The sequence below is a fragment of the Bradyrhizobium sp. CCBAU 53415 genome (assembly GCF_028128735.1).
GTDB lineage: Bacteria > Pseudomonadota > Alphaproteobacteria > Rhizobiales > Xanthobacteraceae > Bradyrhizobium.
Window position 1 is genome coordinate 69,730 of the sequence record NZ_LBJF01000020.1, and the last position, 15,917, is coordinate 85,646.

Consider the following 15,917-nt stretch of genomic DNA (forward strand, 5'->3'; position numbering starts at 1 on the left):
CGTTATCGGGCCCCTCTTGGCTCTTGACGCAAGGGCTGCGGCTCGCAAGATGCGCGCGTTCTTTCCTGCCCCTCCGGAGCTCGTTCTCGTCCATGTCGCTGTCCCCCGAAGCCCGCAAGATCCTCGCCGGCATCACCACCGCCACCATCACCACGGTCCTGCTGAAGAAGGGCCTTCGTAATGTGTGGATGCGCGGCGCCCGTCCGCTGCGCCCGGGCCTGCCGCGTCTGGTGGGACCGGCCTTCACGCTGCGCTTCGTGCCGGCCCGCGAGGATCTGGCGACGCCGGAATCCTGGTCCTCGCCGATCTCGACCCGCACCGCGATCGAGGCAATGCCGGAAGGATGCATCGCTGTGGTCGACGCCATGGGCATCACCGATGCCGGCATCTTCGGCGACATCCTCTGCGCGCGCATGGTCAAGCGCGGCGTCACCGCGCTCGTCACCGATGGCGTGGTGCGCGACGTCGAGGGCGTGCTCGGCACCAACCTTCCGGTGTGGTGCGACGGCTATGCCGCGCCGCCGTCCGTCGCGGGTCTCACCTTCGTCGGCTGGGGCGAGCCGATCGGTTGCGGCGGCGTTGCCGTTTTCCCGAACGACATCGTCGTCGCCGACCAGGACGGCTGCGTGCTGATCCCGCAGGCGATGCTCGATCACGTGCTCAACGAGGGCGTAGAGCAGGAGCGCATGGAAGCCTGGATCGTCAACGAGGTGAACGACGGCGCCGTGCTGCCCGGCCTCTATCCTATGAACGCCGAGACCAAGGCGCGCTACGCCGCCAGCAAGAAGTAACGGGTAAGGAAACGAGGAACGTCATGGACATCACGCTCGCAGGCAAGCGGCCGACCCGCCGCGCGCCGAAGGAACACTTCACCGGCACCGTGCTGCAGGACCCCATCAACATGGCGCCCGCGCCGGCGCGGCTGAACGTCTCGCGCGTCTCGTTCGAGCCGGGCGCACGCACCAACTGGCACCATCATCCGCTCGGCCAGACGCTCTACGTGATTTCGGGCGTCGGCCGCGTCCAGACCAAGGGCGGCCCGGTGCAGGAAATCCGTCCCGGCGACACCGTCTGGATTCCGCCGGGCGAAGTGCACTGGCACGGTGCCTCGCCTGATAACAGCATGTGCCACATCGCCATGCAGGAAGCGCTCGACGGCGTCTATTCGACCTGGCTGGAGCCGGTGACGGACGCGGACTATTCGGCGCCGCTGGGCTAGCTCTCATGTCCCGGACAAAACGCATTGCCGCAAGGCGATGCGTTGCCGATCCGGGACCCAGAGCTGCCTTGCATTAAGGATGCTGGTCCCGGCTCTGCGCAGCAGCGTTGCACGCTGCAGCGCGTCCGGGACACGGCCCTCACATCCGCTCCGCCGTCCATGTTCCCGTGCACATCGCACCGCGCCAGGTGCCGGAGCCGGACATGCCGCTGAGCCGGCCGAAGCCGACGGCGCGCTTGATGCCGGTGCTCAAGGTGACGCTGATGCTGCCGGCATCGGCAACGCGACCGGACGCGTTCACCGCGGCGCTACTCGAGGCGATCTGACCGTTGTTGATGCCGATCGCGACGGTCGCGCCGTTGCCGCAGGTCTCGCTCGATGACGAGATGCGGACATTCCATGTGCCGTCGAAAGTGCTTGTCGCAGCATCCGCCTGCGTGAGCGGAAGGGCGATGGCGAATAGGGTGGCGAAGAGACCTTTGCGAAAGCCGTTCATGACACGCCCCTGTGGGTGGACCATGCGGGGATCGTGGCATGAGCGTGGAACCGGCGATGTGAGGGGGCTCACGCGCGCAAGGGGCACTGTGAGCTGGTGCACGCTGCCGGCACCGTCATTCCGGGCGGCTCGTAGAGCCGACCATGGTGCGCAATTGCGCACCTGAGAACCTCGAGCTTCCGGGTTCACGCTTCGCATGCCCCGGAATGACGCGGTATCAAACGGCCTGGACGAGCCTAGTTCACGCGAGTCCAGGTCTGGCCGCCGCAGAACATGCCGCCGAAGGCGCAGCCCTGCACGCGCAGCCGGTCGGTCCCCTTCATGGCGATCGTCGAATCGTAGGTCGAGCCCGAGTTCGGATCGAGGATGCGGCCGGACCATTTCTGGTCCTTGCCGGGTTTCATGTTGATCAGAACCTGCTCGCCGTTCTGGTTCGATTTGCTGTCGACCGAATAGCCGCAGAGATTGCTGCCGCATTGCTCGATGCGGACCCTGCCTTCCTTCTCCTCGGTGAGCCAGATGCCGAGCGGCGAATTGAGATCGCGCGTGGGCGCAACTGCGGGAGCAGGCGGCGCGACGGCGGCCGTCTGAGCGGGGGCTGGAGCGGGGGGCGGCGCCGGGGGGGCCGCAGCCACGGCCGGCACTGGCGGTGGTGTCACGACCGGAGCCGCCTGCTGCGCGGCCGGCGCAGGCGCCGGCGGCGGCAGCACGGCAGTCTCGGCTGGCGCATTGCTGGCGGTTGCCGCCGGCGGCGGTGCCGCGGCCGTGGGTGCAGCAGGCACAGGTGCCTGCGCAGCCGCGGGCGGTGGGGCAACGGGAGCGGGGGCTGGCGCGGCCGGCGTTTGCGGCTCGACCGTGGCTTGCTGCGGCACTTGTTGGGCCGGGGTCGTCTCGTTCTTCTTGGCCTTCTTGGGCTTGCTCTGGCCGGTGTTGTCATAGACGCCGGGGATCTGCACCGTGCCACGGTCCGGATCGATGCGGATGGTGCGCCCGCCATATTCGAAGGTGTACTGTGCCTGAGCAGCCGTGCTCGCCAGCAGGAATGCGGCCGTGGCCAACAGCTTCCTCATTTCCGTCTCCTGAACAGGTGGTCCCCGGACCGACGCTTACGCGCCGGCTCGCTCGCAAAAAGTGATCTAGATCACTGTCGTTGGTATGAGTCGTCTTCCGGTGGTTCCGGGTTCAATAGGCCCGGAGCCGGCCCAAAGTTTGGCCAAGGCAAGCGACAGGAGGACGCGGCCAAGAACGCCTAAAGCATGAGCCGGAGAAGTGCGCGGCGGTTTTCCGAAAAGGTCATGCTTAAACAACAACCTAAAGCGCGATGACGATTCATCCTCATCGCATCGCGCTTTAGTCGAACCAGGCGGCATAGATCTTCTTGTAGCTGCCGTCTTCCATGGAAATATGCAGCCATTGGTCGACGAAGGCTTTCAGTGCGACGTCGCGCTGGAGCCAATAGGCCTTCTCGGAGAAGTCGAACGGCTTTTCGGGATGCACCGCGCAGAGCACGCCGGCATGCTGCTTCTGCTGGTAGCGGGTTTCGGACGCGTCCGTCATCATCAGGTCGGCATTGCCCTTGGCAATTTCGTCGAAGATCACGGTGTTGTCGGCGAAGACGGTGATCTCGGCATCCCTGATGTTGGCACGCGCGAAGCGCTCGTTGGTCCCGCCGGGATTGACGATGACGCGGGTGCCCTTCTTGTCGATATCGGCGATGCTCTGGTACTTGCCGACGTCGGAGCAGCGCGCGATCGGCGTCTTGCCCTCGCGCATGATCGGCGTGGAGAAGAAGCCCTTTTTCTGCCGGTCGAGCGTGACCGAGACGCCGCCCATGGCGATGTCGAACTGGTCGGCCTCGAAATCCTTCATCAGCTTCGGCCAGGCTGTCGGCACGAACTCGACCTTGACGCCGAGCGCCTTGCCGAGGGCCTGGGCCATGTCGACGTCGAAGCCGCTGAACTGCTGCGTGGTCTTGTCCAGATAGGTGAAGGGCTTGTAGTCGCCGGTCATGCCGACGCGCAACCTGCCGCGCTTGACGATCTCGTCGAGGCGTGAAGGTGCGGCCTGCTGCGCCTGCGCCGAGACATTCGAGACATGCACCAGCAACGCAACGGCCAAAGCCGTCCAGAATCGAACCATCATCTCTTTTCCACCCATGCCCGAGCTGACATTGTGCAGCTCTTGAGCGGTGGATTTAGACCAGATGCCCGCCGGGGGCGAGGCAGAACTTGAAGGGAATCCTTGAGATGACGATCTCGATGTACGAGGCCTCGATTGGTCTCTTCGTGCCCTATTTGCGCAACCTGTCCGCACTGCTCGACAAGGGCGTCGCCTATGCGGAGGCCCGCAAGTTCAATCCGACGGTCCTGCTCGGCATGCGCCTTGCGCCGGACATGTACGACCTGGCGCAGCAGGTCGGCGAAGCCTGCCGCCATGCCACGGTCGCGCCGGCCTTGCTGGCCCAATGCGAGCCGGTGGCGCTGCCGGCACTGGAGCACGACATGGCCGGGCTGCAGGCGCGCATCGCGACGTCCATCGAAAGCCTGCCGCGCGCGGAGATCGATGCGGCTGCGGAACGGAAAGTCTTCTTCAGGCTGAAGAACGGCACCGAGCTGCCCTTCACCGGACGGGCGCTGCTGCTGACGTTCAGCGTCCCGCAGTTCTTCTTTCACGTGACGACGGCCTATGACCTGTTGCGCCACGCCGGCGTCGAGCTCGTGAAGAAGGATTATCTCGGACGGAAATAGTTGTGAAGGCTCGATGTCCGCCTCTCCCCAGCGGGGAGAGGTGTAGGAAACATCTGATCCGCGGCCAAGCTTACGCTTCGCCCTTGCGCTCGTAATCGGCGAGCGAACTGCGGCCGGCGATCTCGCTACGCAGCAGCTCGAAACGCCTGTTCGCCTCGTCCTGCTGCGCATCGACGAAGCGCACGGCAGCCTCGCTCGTCATCGGGCCGTTGACCACGGGGGCGGATTGTTCGCCGATGGTCTCGTGGACGTAGTACTGGTCGTCGTCGCCACGATGGACCGTCCATTTGAGACGGATCGCCACCATCGGTCCCGGACCGACCTTGCTGTAGCCGTCGGCATCAGTGTGCTCCGGCACCAGCGGCTGCTCGTCGATCATTGGATGCTCGTCGACCGCATGATGTTCCTCGACGGACGGCTCCTCACCGACGACGACGATCTCGGTCTCCCGGACGGTCTCGGTCTCGCGGACGACGAGGACGGGCTCGGGGTGCTCCAAAATGCTGGCGATGGTGGCCAGCGCGTGGTCGGTCGGGTCAATCTCTGACAAGGGCTCATCCTCCAGCTCGACGCGGCCGGCCAGTCTGTCCCACGGCCGCCGCGGCCGGTCATATTACGCGCGTTTGATTAAGGCTGAGTTGGGGCCCGATCTGCACCAAAATGGGACGCTTTCTGGCGTTCCGAAGGCGGGCGGGTTATCCGCCCACCTTCGGATTTTCAGCCCAGCACGTCCTGATTGATCACATTCTGCCGGATGGGATCGCCGTCCAGCACACTCAGGATGTTGCGCGCGGTCTGCTCGCTCATGCGCTGGACGGCCTCGACCGTGACGCCGGCGACATGCGGGGCAACGATGACGTTGGGCAGCGCGAACAGCGCATTGCCGACCGGCGGCGGCTCCACCTCGAACACGTCGATGCCGGCGCCGGCGAGCTTGCCGGAGACCAGGGCGTCGTACAGCGCGGCCTCCTTCACGATGCCGCCGCGGGCGGTGTTGATGAGATAGGATTTCGGCTTCATCCGGCCGATCCGCGCCGCATCGAACAGGCCGACCGTTTCCGGCGTCTTCGGGCAGTGGATGGTGACGAAATCGGCGTTGGGCAGCGCGGCGTCGAGGTCGGTGACGGGCTCGCAGCCGGCGGCCTTGATCTCGGCGGCTCCCTTGTAGGGATCGTAGACCTGCACGTTCATTTCCATCGCCAGGCACCGCTTGGCGGTGCGGCTGCCGATCCGGCCGAAGCCGATGATCAGCACGGTCTTGCCGTAGAGGTCGAACGGCAGCATGCCGAGCCGGTCGGCCCATTTGCCGTCCCTGACGCAGGAATGCATTTCCTGCGCGCGCTTGGCCAGCGTCAGCATCATGAACAGCGCCGCTTCCGCGACCGAGGGCGAGTTCGCGCTGCCGGCGACCATCAACGGCACCTTGCGGCGGGAGAGGGCAGGTACGTCGACCGCGTCGTAACCGACGCCGATCCGCGTCACCACCTTCATGTCGCGGGATGCCTCGAGCTCGGTCTCGCCGAAGGCGGTGGCGCCGAGCGCCACGCCGTGGACCGGCGCGTGGCTCTTCAACAGGGCCTCGAAGTCCCTTGCCGAGATCAGGTTCGGAAACTCGACGAGCTCGATATCGTCCCGCTGGGTGAGGAGGGCGCGTGCCCCTTGCGACAAGGTTTGTGTAACGAAAATCTTCTTCTTGTTGGTCGCCATCGCTCCCCTGCCTGCCTCGCTTTTCTCAAGACGGCGTCACAACACGACGCCAGTCTCTTCGTTTAGCAGGTGCATGTTGTTGAGGTCCATCGCCAAACGCATGGGTGCCCCGTCCTTGGCGCCGGCATTGGGATTCACGCGGCCGCAGACCGGCGTGCCGTCGAGCCCGAAATAGACCAGCGTCTCCATTCCCATCGGCTCGGTGACGTCGAGCACGGTGTCGAAGGTCTCGACGCCCGGCTCGAGATGCGCGTGCGACTCGGTGAGATGCTCGGGCCGGAGGCCGAGCAGCAGCTTGTCGGTGCGCGGCAGCGCATTGTAACGTGCGGCGCGCGCCGGCGGCAGCGGGAAAGCGATGCGATCGGTGAGGCGGATCTGGAGCGTGCCGCCGACATCCTCGAGCCGGCACGGAATGAAGTTCATCGCGGGCGAGCCGATAAAGCCGGCGACGAAGCGGGTTGCCGGCTTGTGGTAGAGCTCGTTCGGCGTGCCGATCTGCTCGATGCGCCCCTTGTTCATCACCACGACGCGATCGGCCAAGGTCATCGCCTCGACCTGGTCGTGGGTGACGTAGACCGTGGTGGTGCGCACCTTCTGGTGCACCTTCTTGATCTCGATCCGCATCTGCACGCGGAGTTTCGCGTCGAGGTTGGACAGCGGCTCGTCGAACAGGAAGACCTTCGGATTGCGCACGATGGCCCGGCCCATCGCGACGCGCTGGCGCTGGCCGCCGGAGAGCTGCTTCGGCTTGCGGTCGATCAGGTCGGTGATGTCGAGGAGGCGGGCGGCTTCCGTCACCCGCGCCTTGATCTCGGCCTTGGGATAGTGCTTCAGGCGCAGCCCGAACGACATGTTCTCCGCGACCGTCATGTGCGGGTAGAGCGCGTAGTTCTGGAACACCATCGCGATGTCGCGGTCCTTCGGCGGCACGTCGTTGACGACGTCGCCGCCGATCATGATGTCGCCGTCGCTGATGTCCTCGAGGCCCGCGATCATCCGCAGCGTCGTCGACTTGCCGCAGCCGGAGGGGCCGACCAGCACGATGAACTCATGGTCGGCGATGTCGAGGTCGATCCCGCGCACGGCTTCGACATCGTCGTAACGCTTGACTACCTTCCGCAAAGCAACGTCAGCCATCGAACTTCAGCTCCTCGTCATCAACCCTTTGTCGCGCCGGCGGTCAGGCCGGCAATGTAGTAGTCCATCAGGAATGCGTAGATGATCAGCGGCGGCGCCGCGCCGAGCAGCGCGCCGGTCATGATCTGCCCCCAGTTGAACACGTCGCCCTTGATCAGCGTGGTAATGATGCCGACCGGCAGCACCTGCTGGTCCGTCGAAGTCGTGAACACAAGCGGATAGAGGAATTGTGCCCACGACACGGTGAAGGCGAAAATTGTTGCCGCAATCAGGCCAGGCAGGGCAACTGGGATGAAGATCCGCGTGAGCGTCTGGAACCATGACGCACCGTCGATGAGCGCAGCTTCATCGAGCTCCTTGGGGATGGATGCGAAGTAGCCGATCATGATCCACGTGCAGAATGGGACCGTGAGCGTTGGATAGACAAGCAGCAGGACGTACCATCGATTCAGGAGCTGAACGCCGGTCCAGTCCTGGAAGGTCGCGAACATCTTGAACAACGGAATGAACAACAGGCTGTCCGGGATCAGGTAAGTGAGAAAGACGCCCGTGGCGAGCGCGGTCGAGCCCCAGAATTTCATTCGCGCCAGCGCGAAGGCGGCGGGGACGCTGATCAGCATGGTGATTGCGACCACGACGATGGAGACGATGGCCGAGTTCCAGAAGAAACGCAGGAACTGGCTCGAGGTCAGCAGTTCGACATAATTGCCGAGGGTCGGATGGAAGACCCACCACGGATTCGTCGCAGCAGAGATCTCGGCGCTGCCTTTCAGCGAAGTGATCAGCATGTAGAGCGGCGGCGTCAACGAAAAGATCGCGAACAGCGCCAGAAAGAAATAGGACCAGCGCAGGGCCCAGGCACGGTCGCGGCTGATGCTACCCTGTTTTACTTTCCGGCGGGGACCCGCCTTGTCCATCGTTACTGTTGTCATCAGGCTTCATTCCCACGCTTGTTGATATCCCGCAGAATGAAGATCGCTGCGATCGCGAGGATCGGGAACATGAAGAGCGATACGCTTGCGCCAAGCGGAATGTCGCTGCCCTCGATGCCGACCTTGAAAGCCCAGGTGGCAAAGATGTGAGTTTGGTCGAGCGGGCCGCCCGCAGTCAAAATGCGCACGATGTCGAAGTTGGCGAACGTGACGATCAGCGAAAACAGTGTCGTGATCGCGATGATGTTGCGCATCATCGGCAAAGTCACATACCAGATGCGCTGCCACCAGTTCGCACCATCGATGGCGGCGGCCTCGTAGAGTTGGTCAGGAACGGATTTCAGAGCCGCCAGATACATGATCATGAAGAACGGCGCGCCGATCCAGATATTGACCAGAATGACCGAGAATCGCGCCCAGCTGGCTTCGCCCAGCCAGGGAACCGGTCCGATGTTCAAGAATGACAGGGTGTAGTTGAAGGCGCTGTAGGAGGGATCGAACAGCCAGAGCCAGGCAAGCGTGCTCATCGCGGGCGGGATCACCCAGGGGACCAGCAGCATGCCGCGCCACTTGCGCTGCCCCTTGGCCGGAATGTTGTGGACGAAATGGGCGACGATGAAGCCAATCAACGCCTTGAATATCACGGCTGTGATCGCAAAGATGCAGGATTGCTCTACTACGAGCCAGAATGTCTCGCGCTTGAACAAGAACTGAAAGTTGCCCAAGCCGACGAACTTGGTCATCGACTTGCTCAAGGTCGCGAGGTGCAACGAGTAGACCGCCGGGTACAGAACCAGCACGGCAATCAAGACGATGAGTGGCAGCGTCATGAGAAACGCGACCGTCGATTTGTGCTTCACGGCGTTGCGCAGACTAGATCGCTTGCGGACGCCGGTGGAACGGGTAACGCTGGCTTGCCCAACAACAACATCAGCCATGGTTGAAATTCCTTGTAGGGTCTACAGGCTTGCCGGTCTGCGGCCGTCTCCATGTGTGTACGGATGGCGCGGACGGGCCGCACTTTCGTGCGGCCGGTCGCGGCGATCTCCGTTTAGCTGCGCATGAAGCCTTCGCACTCGCCCTCCGCCCAGGCGAGTACATCTTCCATCTTCTCGCCCTGGGCATATTTGAGCGCCATTTTTGTCAGTGTGCCCTGGGCGTAGATCTGCTGAGCGATCTTGGGCGGCGCAGGAGAGGCCGCAATTGACAGCTTCTGATGGTTGAAGGGGTTTGGATAGTGGAACAGCGTGCCCTTCGGCGGTCCCTCTTCGGCCCACACCTTGAGGGTCGTGAGCTTCTCGAACGCCGGCAGATCGTAGCCGCCGCTCGCCACGACACACTTCTCGATCGACGAAGGCTTCGACAGATGAACAAGCAAGCTCTTGGCCGCTTCCTTGTTCTTCGAGAAATTCCAGGTGGTCCAGAAATAGGGCAGGTACGGCGCGAAACGCCCCTTGGGACCGGCCGGGAAGCCATGCGTCCAGCACTGCTCGGCCACTTGCGGCGCATCTCGCTTGGCGACGGCCCAGGCGCTTGGCGGGTTCATGATCATGGCGCCTTTGCCCGAGACGAGCCATTTGTTGTTCGAAGCGTCATCCCACGCCGCCACATCAGGGGGCAGCAACGGAATCAGTTTCTTGTAGAATTCGAGCGCTTGGCGAACATTGTCGTTCTTGACGGTCACGTCGCCTTTGGCATTGACCAGGTCTGCGCCGAACGCACTGAAGAATGCACCGGCCGAGTCAACGCTATCGCTCGTCATGCCGAGCCCGATGCCGAAGGGGTTACCGCCCTTGTGGCATGCCTCGGCTGCCTTGAGGAAGGTATCGAGAGTCCAGTTGTCGGCTTTCGGCGGGCCGCCGGCAGGATACATCGCCTGAACGTCGATATTGGCGAACTTCTTCATCAGATCGATACGGGAGCAGGGACCCTTGATCTGGCTTCCGATGCACGCGGGAACCCCGAGCCATTTTCCGTTCGCCTGGCCGAGATATTTTACGGTGTCGTTGACGGCGCCATTTTCCTTGATGATCGAGTCCATGATGTCGTTGACGGGCTCGATATAGTTCGCATTGGCGTGCGGCCACCAGGTCGGCATCGCCAGAATATCGTGGCCTGATTTGGCCTGCGCCTCGGCCGCAATCGTCACAAGATTCTTGTTGCCCTGGCTGGTGATGTAATCGATGGAGACTTCGACCTTCTCCTTCGCGGCCCATTCGTTGACCAGATCGGTCGAGGCCTTGTTGGCGCCCGGCACCCAATGGTCCCAGAAGCCGATCGAGAGCTTGCCGGCGGCGTAAGCGCCCCGGACGTAGGGCGCGGCAATCAGCGCCGTGGAGGACATTGCAGTAGCAGCCACAAATTGACGTCGCGTCAGTGTCTTGCGTGACATCTCGTTTCCTCGCTTGGGTGTTGTTGTTGGAGTTTCCTCTGAGAGACTTCCTTATTGAGTTCTTGTCGTTGGATTTTCTTATTGGTGCCGTCGGCCCGCGTGGGCAATTCACGCCGGCCGCAGCAAATTGGTAGCGCGATCAGATCATGATTGATCGCATCTGTCGAGAAAGCCGAACGACTCCGCATCTAGAACTAACGTTGTGCCCGGAAACGTCGTGACACATGGCGATGCGACGTGGCGCAGGCGGAGGCCGCTCGTGTTTTTGCGACGCACACTTAGCGTCGCCCCGTCCGGAACGATCCGTGCGCAATTACGCCGCAGTTTCGAATAAGCCTGCATAACCGCTTCGCGTGAAAGACTTTTCAGGCGTGGACAGCAATCGGCTGCGTCTGGACCTCGAAGCGCCGGAAACGATAAAGTTGTCGCTGACGGGTAGCTCTCGCCCGACAGGCCAGCAGCTCGACGATGGAGACGAGAATGATCAAACCGGCGCTGCCAGCGCGGCTTCACCTGCGACGATGGTTTGCGCTGGGATCCATGCTCGCGCTGCTGTTCGGCGCAGCCGTGGTGGCGAATGCTCAGGGCTTGGTCAAAGGCGTTCAGGAAGGCGCTGCCGCCGGGAACAAGGCGGCAGGTCCGGTCGGGGGCGTGCTCGGCGGCGCGATCGGGGGCGTGGTTGGCGTCTTCACCGGCGTGCTCGGTGTCGGCAGCAACAACGGCGGCAATCAGCCGCCAGCCGCCAAGGAGTCCAGCAAGGACGCCACGCAGCAGGGCGCAGCCAAGGACAAGGATGCGAAGAGCGCCAAGGCGGGCAAGGGCGCCAAGGCGAGCAAGGAGGCGAAGAACGCGCCGCAGGACAACAAGGGCAATCGGGATAACAAGGATGTCACGGTTCTCACCCAGACCGGCGCCCCGCAGCTGACCGCCGAGCAGATCGTCGCCAACAGCGATTCCTACATCGAGCGGATCAAGACCGAGTTGAACCTCACGCCGGATCAGGAGAAGCATTGGTATGGCTTCTCGAGCGCGATGCACTACCTCGGGCATAATGGTGCAGAGCGGCTCAACCTGCGGGTTGCGCGCGCCAAGCGGGATCCACCGGACGACATCATCGAGCAGATGCGCAACGAGGCCCAGTTCCTGATTGATCGTGCCGCCGACCAGCGCAATGTCGCCGACGCCGCAGAGCCGCTCTATTCGAGCCTCGACGACAAGCAGAAGCAGGTCTTCATTCAGGAGATGGTGCATCTCAGCCACGAGCGCGGATTGGATTGATCAAGTTGAACCGGTTCGGGCGCGTCTGAATTAACGGCGCCCGCCACGAATTCGTGAATCCTCTCCGCATCTCGGTTATGGTTAGCTTCGCCAGGCTGATTGCGGGGGTGATATGGCGGACAGACTCTCCGTTTTCCTGGTCGAAGACGAGGCGTTGATCCGGATGATGATCGCCGACATGGTGGAGGAACTCGGCCACCACGTCGTCGCGGAGGCGGACAATGTCCGCGACGCCAGCGCCTTTGCCATGACCGCGCAATACGATCTGGCCATCCTCGACATCAATCTCATGGGTCTCTACGTCGATCCCGTCGCCGACCTGATCGAACGTCGCGGAAAACCGTTTCTGTTCGCCACAGGCTACGGTCCGGAACTGCTGCCGTCCCTGCTCCGGCGCAGGCCGATCCTGCGCAAGCCGATCGCGATGGATCAGCTCAAGGCGATGATCGATTCGATGTTTCCCGAGCCGTCAGCCGCAATTCCAAGCTGACCGATCATGCGAGGGGCGCAGGGTGGGAGAGTGATTCAACCGGCTCAGTAGCGACCGTTCCTCAGCACCTTGGCAATGGTGTGGGCCGTCATGGCCGCGCGGTCCGAGGCGCGCTGGGCAGCCAGCCGGTCGCGGGCCTTTTCCTCGATCAGGAGTTCGATCAGGGCCAACCGCTTGTCTTCGTCGTCCGCTTCGCTCAGCAGGCGATGATAGCGGTGATAGTCGAAACCCAAATCCTGCCTACGCATGTCACGCCCCCGCAACTACGCCACACACGGGGAGATTGTTTCGCATCGGAAACATGCACGCAAGCACGTTCCTGCCTGGAACCCGGTCAGTGCTGAATCATCTGTGAATTGCTGGGCCTCGCGAGCAGCGGGGAGCGATCGTCCGTCAATCCGCCGTGTGGTCGGCAAACATCTTGAGGCCGACGAAGCTTGCATCGGGCTTGATCACGAGCCTGGTCGGGATGTTGCTCAGATAGTCCTGGAAGCGTCCCTTCGCTTCAAAGCGTGCCCGAAACGCGGAGGCCGCGAGGAATTCGCCAAAGCGCGGTACGATTCCCCCGGCGATATAGACGCCGCCGCGAGCGCCGAAGGTCACGGCGAGATTGCCGGCGACCGAGCCAAGGATGGCGCAAAACATCTCCAGCGTCGCCCGGCTGACGGGACAACTGCCCTCCAGCGCGGCCTTGGTGATGGCGGCAGCGTCGCGATGCGGCACCTGAGCGCCGTCGATCTCGGCCAATGCCTCGTAGAGGTTCTGCAGCCCGGAACCCGAGAGCGCGCCACGTTCGATGGAGACATGGCCGAGGCGCCGGCGCAAGCAGGCAATCACGCGTTCCTCGCGCTCGTTCTCCGCCGGCAGGGTCGCGTGTCCGGCCTCAGTGACGACGGCCAGCCGCGAACCATGGCGTTCAATCAGGCAGGAGACGCCAAAACCGGTTCCGGGCCCGACGACCAGCAACGGCTCTCCGGGCAAGCCATCTCCTCCGCCGAGCGGGACCAGGTCGGCAGGCTGCAAGGCGGGCAGGGACCAGGCCACCACCTCGAAGTCGTTCAGCACATGGACGCTGTCGAAGCCGAGCGCTGGCTGCAGCTCGTTGCCGTCGATGACCCAGGGGCTGTTGGTCATCACGCAACGGTTGTTGGTGACGGGACCCGCTACCGCCAGCACCGCTCTTTGGGGCTGCTCGCCGCCCAACCGGCGCGCCAGGACGTCCGCGATAGCCTCGCGGACGGTCGGGAAGTCTGCGACCTTCACATAATCAATCGGCCCGGGCTGGTCGCTCGAGCTCAGCGCGAAGCGCGCATTGGTGCCGCCGATATCGGCGAGAAGAATTTTTCCTGTCTTGCCGATGCCCATGGCCCCGCGGCTTCCGTGGCCTTGCCGGCCCCCGGGAACCTTCGCCTCCGTTCCTGATCCGATCCGCGAGCGCGGACGGTCTGAGGATCCTCGCTTGGTTGCGCCTAGTCAACACGGACAAGGTCAAACCGTTGCATTCCGGCACGAGCTTGGCGGTATCGCCGCACGCAGTCGGTGGTTGCGAAGCCGAGCCGGAAGATCGACATTGAGAGAGAGCGTCCGGCGCCGGACGCCAGGTGGATCGATGGGGCCTTGCGATGAAGATTTCCGACCGCGACGTGCTGCTGGTGATCGACGTGCAGAACGATTTCTGCACCGGTGGGGCGCTTGCCGTCCCCGGTGGTGAGAAGGTCGTCCCCGCCATCAACCGGATCGCCCAAAAATTCGCCAATGTGGTGCTGACTCAGGACTGGCATCCGAGTGACCACGTCTCGTTCGCGCCGAACCAAGCGGACAAGCAGCCGTTCCAGACCATCGAGCTCGACTACGGCAAGCAGGTGCTATGGCCGACGCATTGCGTGCAAGGCACCGCCGGCGCTGAATTTCATCGCGATCTCGATGTGACCCGGGCGAGCCTCGTGGTGCGCAAGGGCTTTCGCCGTCGCATCGATTCCTATTCGGCGCTGTTCGAGAACGACCATCGGACGCCGACGGGACTGCTTGGTTATTTGCGCGAACGTGAGCTGAAGACCGTCTTTGTGGCCGGCCTGGCGCTGGACTTCTGCGTCCGTTTCTCGGCGGAGGATGCGCGTAAGGCGGGATTGGAGGTGGCCGTCATCGAAGATGCCTGCCGTGGCATCGATCTGGACGGCTCGGTCGCCGCGACCCATCAAAGTTTTCGGGACCTCGGCATCTCTGTCGTGAGCCTCGAGGCGTTCCTCTGAGGACATCGAGGCAGCCATGGTGGAGAAGACCGGCAAACAGCCACGCGGATCAGGGCACGCTCCTGATGATCCACGGCTGTGGCCATTTGCGGCGGCGCAGCTTGCCATGGATGCCTGTTTCTGGTGGCTGGAGCGCGGACCCGTGGAGCGGGACGAGAGCAACCTGCCATGGACGACACCCAACAGCGTTGCGTTGGAGCTCGCAACGATGCAGCTGCGCGATTGCTCGCAGATCCGGTCCGGCCAGCCGGTGCTGGTCTGCGCCCCCTATGCGCTGCATCGGGCCCTGATCGCCGATTTCGCGCCAGGCCACAGCGTGGTGCAGTCGCTGCAACAGGGAGGCATCGACCGGGTCTATCTCACCGACTGGCGGTCGGCCACCCCCGGCATGCGTTATCTCTCGATCGACAGCTATCTCGGCGACCTCAACGTCGCCATCGACGAGATCGGCGCGCCGGTCGATCTCGTCGGCCTTTGCCAGGGCGGATGGCTGTCGCTGCTCTACGCGGCGCGCTTTCCAGCCAAGGTACGGCGACTGGTCCTGGTCGGTGCTCCCGTGGATCTGTCGATCGATTCCTCGCTATCCCGGCTCGCCCGCAACGCGCCCGAGCTGGTCTATGACCAGCTCGTCGCGCGCGGCGGCGGCAATGTCAGCGGCGAGGAGATGCTGCGCTTCTGGTCCAAAGCGCCTGATAGCGACGATATCGTGGCGGCATTGCAGAGGGATATCTCGGACGAGCAGGGTACGGCTCTGCTCGCGCGCTTCGACCGCTGGAACGCCGAGACGCTCAATCTGCCGGGCACGTATTATCTCGAAATCGTCAACGGGATTTTCCGGGAGAACCGGATTGCCGGGGGCAGTTTCGTCGCGCTCGGCCGCCCGGTTCATCTGAAGGACGTCAAGGCGCCGATCTTCCTGCTCGCCGGGCTCGATGACGATGTGGTGCCGGCAACGCAAGCGCTCGCCACCGCCGGGCTTGTCGGGACGCCGCCGGCCTTCATTGCGGCGGCTTCCGAGCCGAGCAATCATCTCGGCCTGTTCATGGGCGCGCGCACCCACGCGCATGCCTGGCCCCGGATCGCGGAGTGGCTGCGCGACGATCTGTCGGGCGTGCTGGCCCGCACTGCCTGAGCTTGCCAACGCCGGGCAGGCCGCGTTGCAAATCCGTTATGCATGACCGCGGACGGCTCGCACGGCACCCGGTCGATGGGCTACATAGGGTCCGGAGCTGGCGGCTTCGGCAGCGAAGAGATTTGAGGGTACTGCGCT

At 63.5% G+C, this 15,917-nt stretch carries 18 protein-coding genes; 7 read left to right on the forward strand and 11 right to left on the reverse strand.

Annotated elements, in window-relative coordinates; all coding sequences use genetic code 11:
* The first annotated feature begins 92 nt into the window (after positions 1–92).
* Both XH87_RS12810 and XH87_RS12815 read left to right on the forward strand, forming a co-directional pair.
* The gene (locus XH87_RS12810; protein WP_271587545.1) at positions 93–791 is read left to right on the forward strand and encodes a ribonuclease activity regulator RraA; all 699 of its coding nucleotides are present in this window, start codon (positions 93–95) and stop codon (positions 789–791) included.
* A 23-nt stretch (positions 792–814) separates the two neighbouring features.
* Positions 815–1,219, forward strand: coding sequence for a (R)-mandelonitrile lyase (locus XH87_RS12815; protein ID WP_271587546.1), 405 nt, complete (start codon positions 815–817; stop codon positions 1,217–1,219).
* A gap of 139 nt (positions 1,220–1,358) precedes the next feature.
* Here the strand turns inward: XH87_RS12815 and XH87_RS12820 are convergent, their stop codons facing one another.
* The 3 genes from XH87_RS12820 to XH87_RS12830 form a co-directional block, all read right to left on the reverse strand.
* Positions 1,359–1,715, reverse strand: a complete 357-nt coding sequence (locus XH87_RS12820; protein ID WP_271587547.1) for a hypothetical protein — start codon at positions 1,713–1,715, stop codon at positions 1,359–1,361.
* Between the two features lie 236 nt (positions 1,716–1,951).
* A complete protein-coding gene (locus XH87_RS12825; RefSeq protein WP_271587548.1) occupies positions 1,952–2,785 on the reverse strand; it encodes a DUF2147 domain-containing protein in 834 nt (277 codons plus the stop codon).
* A gap of 280 nt (positions 2,786–3,065) precedes the next feature.
* Positions 3,066–3,857 (reverse strand): transporter substrate-binding domain-containing protein, encoded by a 792-nt coding sequence (locus XH87_RS12830; RefSeq protein ID WP_271587549.1) that lies wholly within the window; start codon positions 3,855–3,857, stop codon positions 3,066–3,068.
* Positions 3,858–3,973: 116 nt separating this feature from the next.
* Here XH87_RS12830 and XH87_RS12835 point away from each other — a divergent pair, with 116 nt between their 5' ends.
* Complete coding sequence (locus XH87_RS12835; protein WP_271587624.1) at positions 3,974–4,462, forward strand: DUF1993 domain-containing protein; 489 nt, start codon at positions 3,974–3,976, stop codon at positions 4,460–4,462.
* A 70-nt stretch (positions 4,463–4,532) separates the two neighbouring features.
* On the opposite strand, the gene XH87_RS12840 is transcribed toward XH87_RS12835, so the two are convergent.
* The 6 genes from XH87_RS12840 to XH87_RS12865 all read right to left on the reverse strand — a co-directional run bounded on the left by XH87_RS12840 (position 4,533) and on the right by XH87_RS12865 (position 10,630).
* Complete coding sequence (locus XH87_RS12840; RefSeq protein ID WP_271587550.1) at positions 4,533–5,012, reverse strand: hypothetical protein; 480 nt, start codon at positions 5,010–5,012, stop codon at positions 4,533–4,535.
* A gap of 167 nt (positions 5,013–5,179) precedes the next feature.
* Positions 5,180–6,169 carry a hydroxyacid dehydrogenase gene (locus tag XH87_RS12845; protein ID WP_271587551.1) on the reverse strand — a complete coding sequence of 330 codons (990 nt, stop codon included), beginning with the start codon at positions 6,167–6,169 and terminating at the stop codon, positions 5,180–5,182.
* Between the two features lie 36 nt (positions 6,170–6,205).
* Positions 6,206–7,306: an ABC transporter ATP-binding protein gene (locus XH87_RS12850; RefSeq protein ID WP_035712328.1), complete on the reverse strand. Its 1,101-nt coding sequence runs from the start codon at positions 7,304–7,306 to the stop codon at positions 6,206–6,208.
* Between the two features lie 20 nt (positions 7,307–7,326).
* Positions 7,327–8,238 (reverse strand): carbohydrate ABC transporter permease, encoded by a 912-nt coding sequence (locus XH87_RS12855; RefSeq protein WP_035712330.1) that lies wholly within the window; start codon positions 8,236–8,238, stop codon positions 7,327–7,329.
* Positions 8,238–9,176 (reverse strand): carbohydrate ABC transporter permease, encoded by a 939-nt coding sequence (locus XH87_RS12860; protein ID WP_035712332.1) that lies wholly within the window; start codon positions 9,174–9,176, stop codon positions 8,238–8,240. Before XH87_RS12860 ends, XH87_RS12855 begins: the two co-directional genes overlap by 1 nt.
* 113 nt (positions 9,177–9,289) lie before the next feature.
* Positions 9,290–10,630 (reverse strand): ABC transporter substrate-binding protein, encoded by a 1,341-nt coding sequence (locus tag XH87_RS12865; RefSeq protein WP_271587552.1) that lies wholly within the window; start codon positions 10,628–10,630, stop codon positions 9,290–9,292.
* Positions 10,631–11,110: 480 nt separating this feature from the next.
* On the opposite strand from XH87_RS12865, the gene XH87_RS12870 reads away from it, so the two are divergent.
* Together XH87_RS12870 and XH87_RS12875 are read left to right on the forward strand one after the other, a co-directional pair.
* Positions 11,111–11,908 carry a Spy/CpxP family protein refolding chaperone gene (locus XH87_RS12870; RefSeq protein ID WP_271587553.1) on the forward strand — a complete coding sequence of 266 codons (798 nt, stop codon included), beginning with the start codon at positions 11,111–11,113 and terminating at the stop codon, positions 11,906–11,908.
* Between the two features lie 112 nt (positions 11,909–12,020).
* Positions 12,021–12,398, forward strand: a complete 378-nt coding sequence (locus XH87_RS12875) for a response regulator (RefSeq protein WP_035712338.1) — start codon at positions 12,021–12,023, stop codon at positions 12,396–12,398.
* A gap of 44 nt (positions 12,399–12,442) precedes the next feature.
* Here XH87_RS12875 and XH87_RS12880 read toward each other — a convergent pair whose 3' ends face one another.
* Complete coding sequence (locus XH87_RS12880; RefSeq protein WP_271587554.1) at positions 12,443–12,646, reverse strand: hypothetical protein; 204 nt, start codon at positions 12,644–12,646, stop codon at positions 12,443–12,445.
* Positions 12,647–12,791: 145 nt separating this feature from the next.
* Entirely contained in the window at positions 12,792–13,763 is a 972-nt protein-coding gene (glk, locus tag XH87_RS12885; protein ID WP_271587555.1) for a glucokinase, read from the reverse strand.
* A gap of 257 nt (positions 13,764–14,020) precedes the next feature.
* Between glk and pncA the strand changes: the two genes are divergently transcribed.
* Positions 14,021–14,647 (forward strand): bifunctional nicotinamidase/pyrazinamidase, encoded by a 627-nt coding sequence (gene pncA, locus XH87_RS12890; RefSeq protein ID WP_271587556.1) that lies wholly within the window; start codon positions 14,021–14,023, stop codon positions 14,645–14,647.
* Positions 14,648–14,663: 16 nt separating this feature from the next.
* A complete protein-coding gene (locus XH87_RS12895) occupies positions 14,664–15,779 on the forward strand; it encodes an alpha/beta fold hydrolase (protein WP_271587557.1) in 1,116 nt (371 codons plus the stop codon).
* Positions 15,780–15,917: the final 138 nt, after the last annotated feature.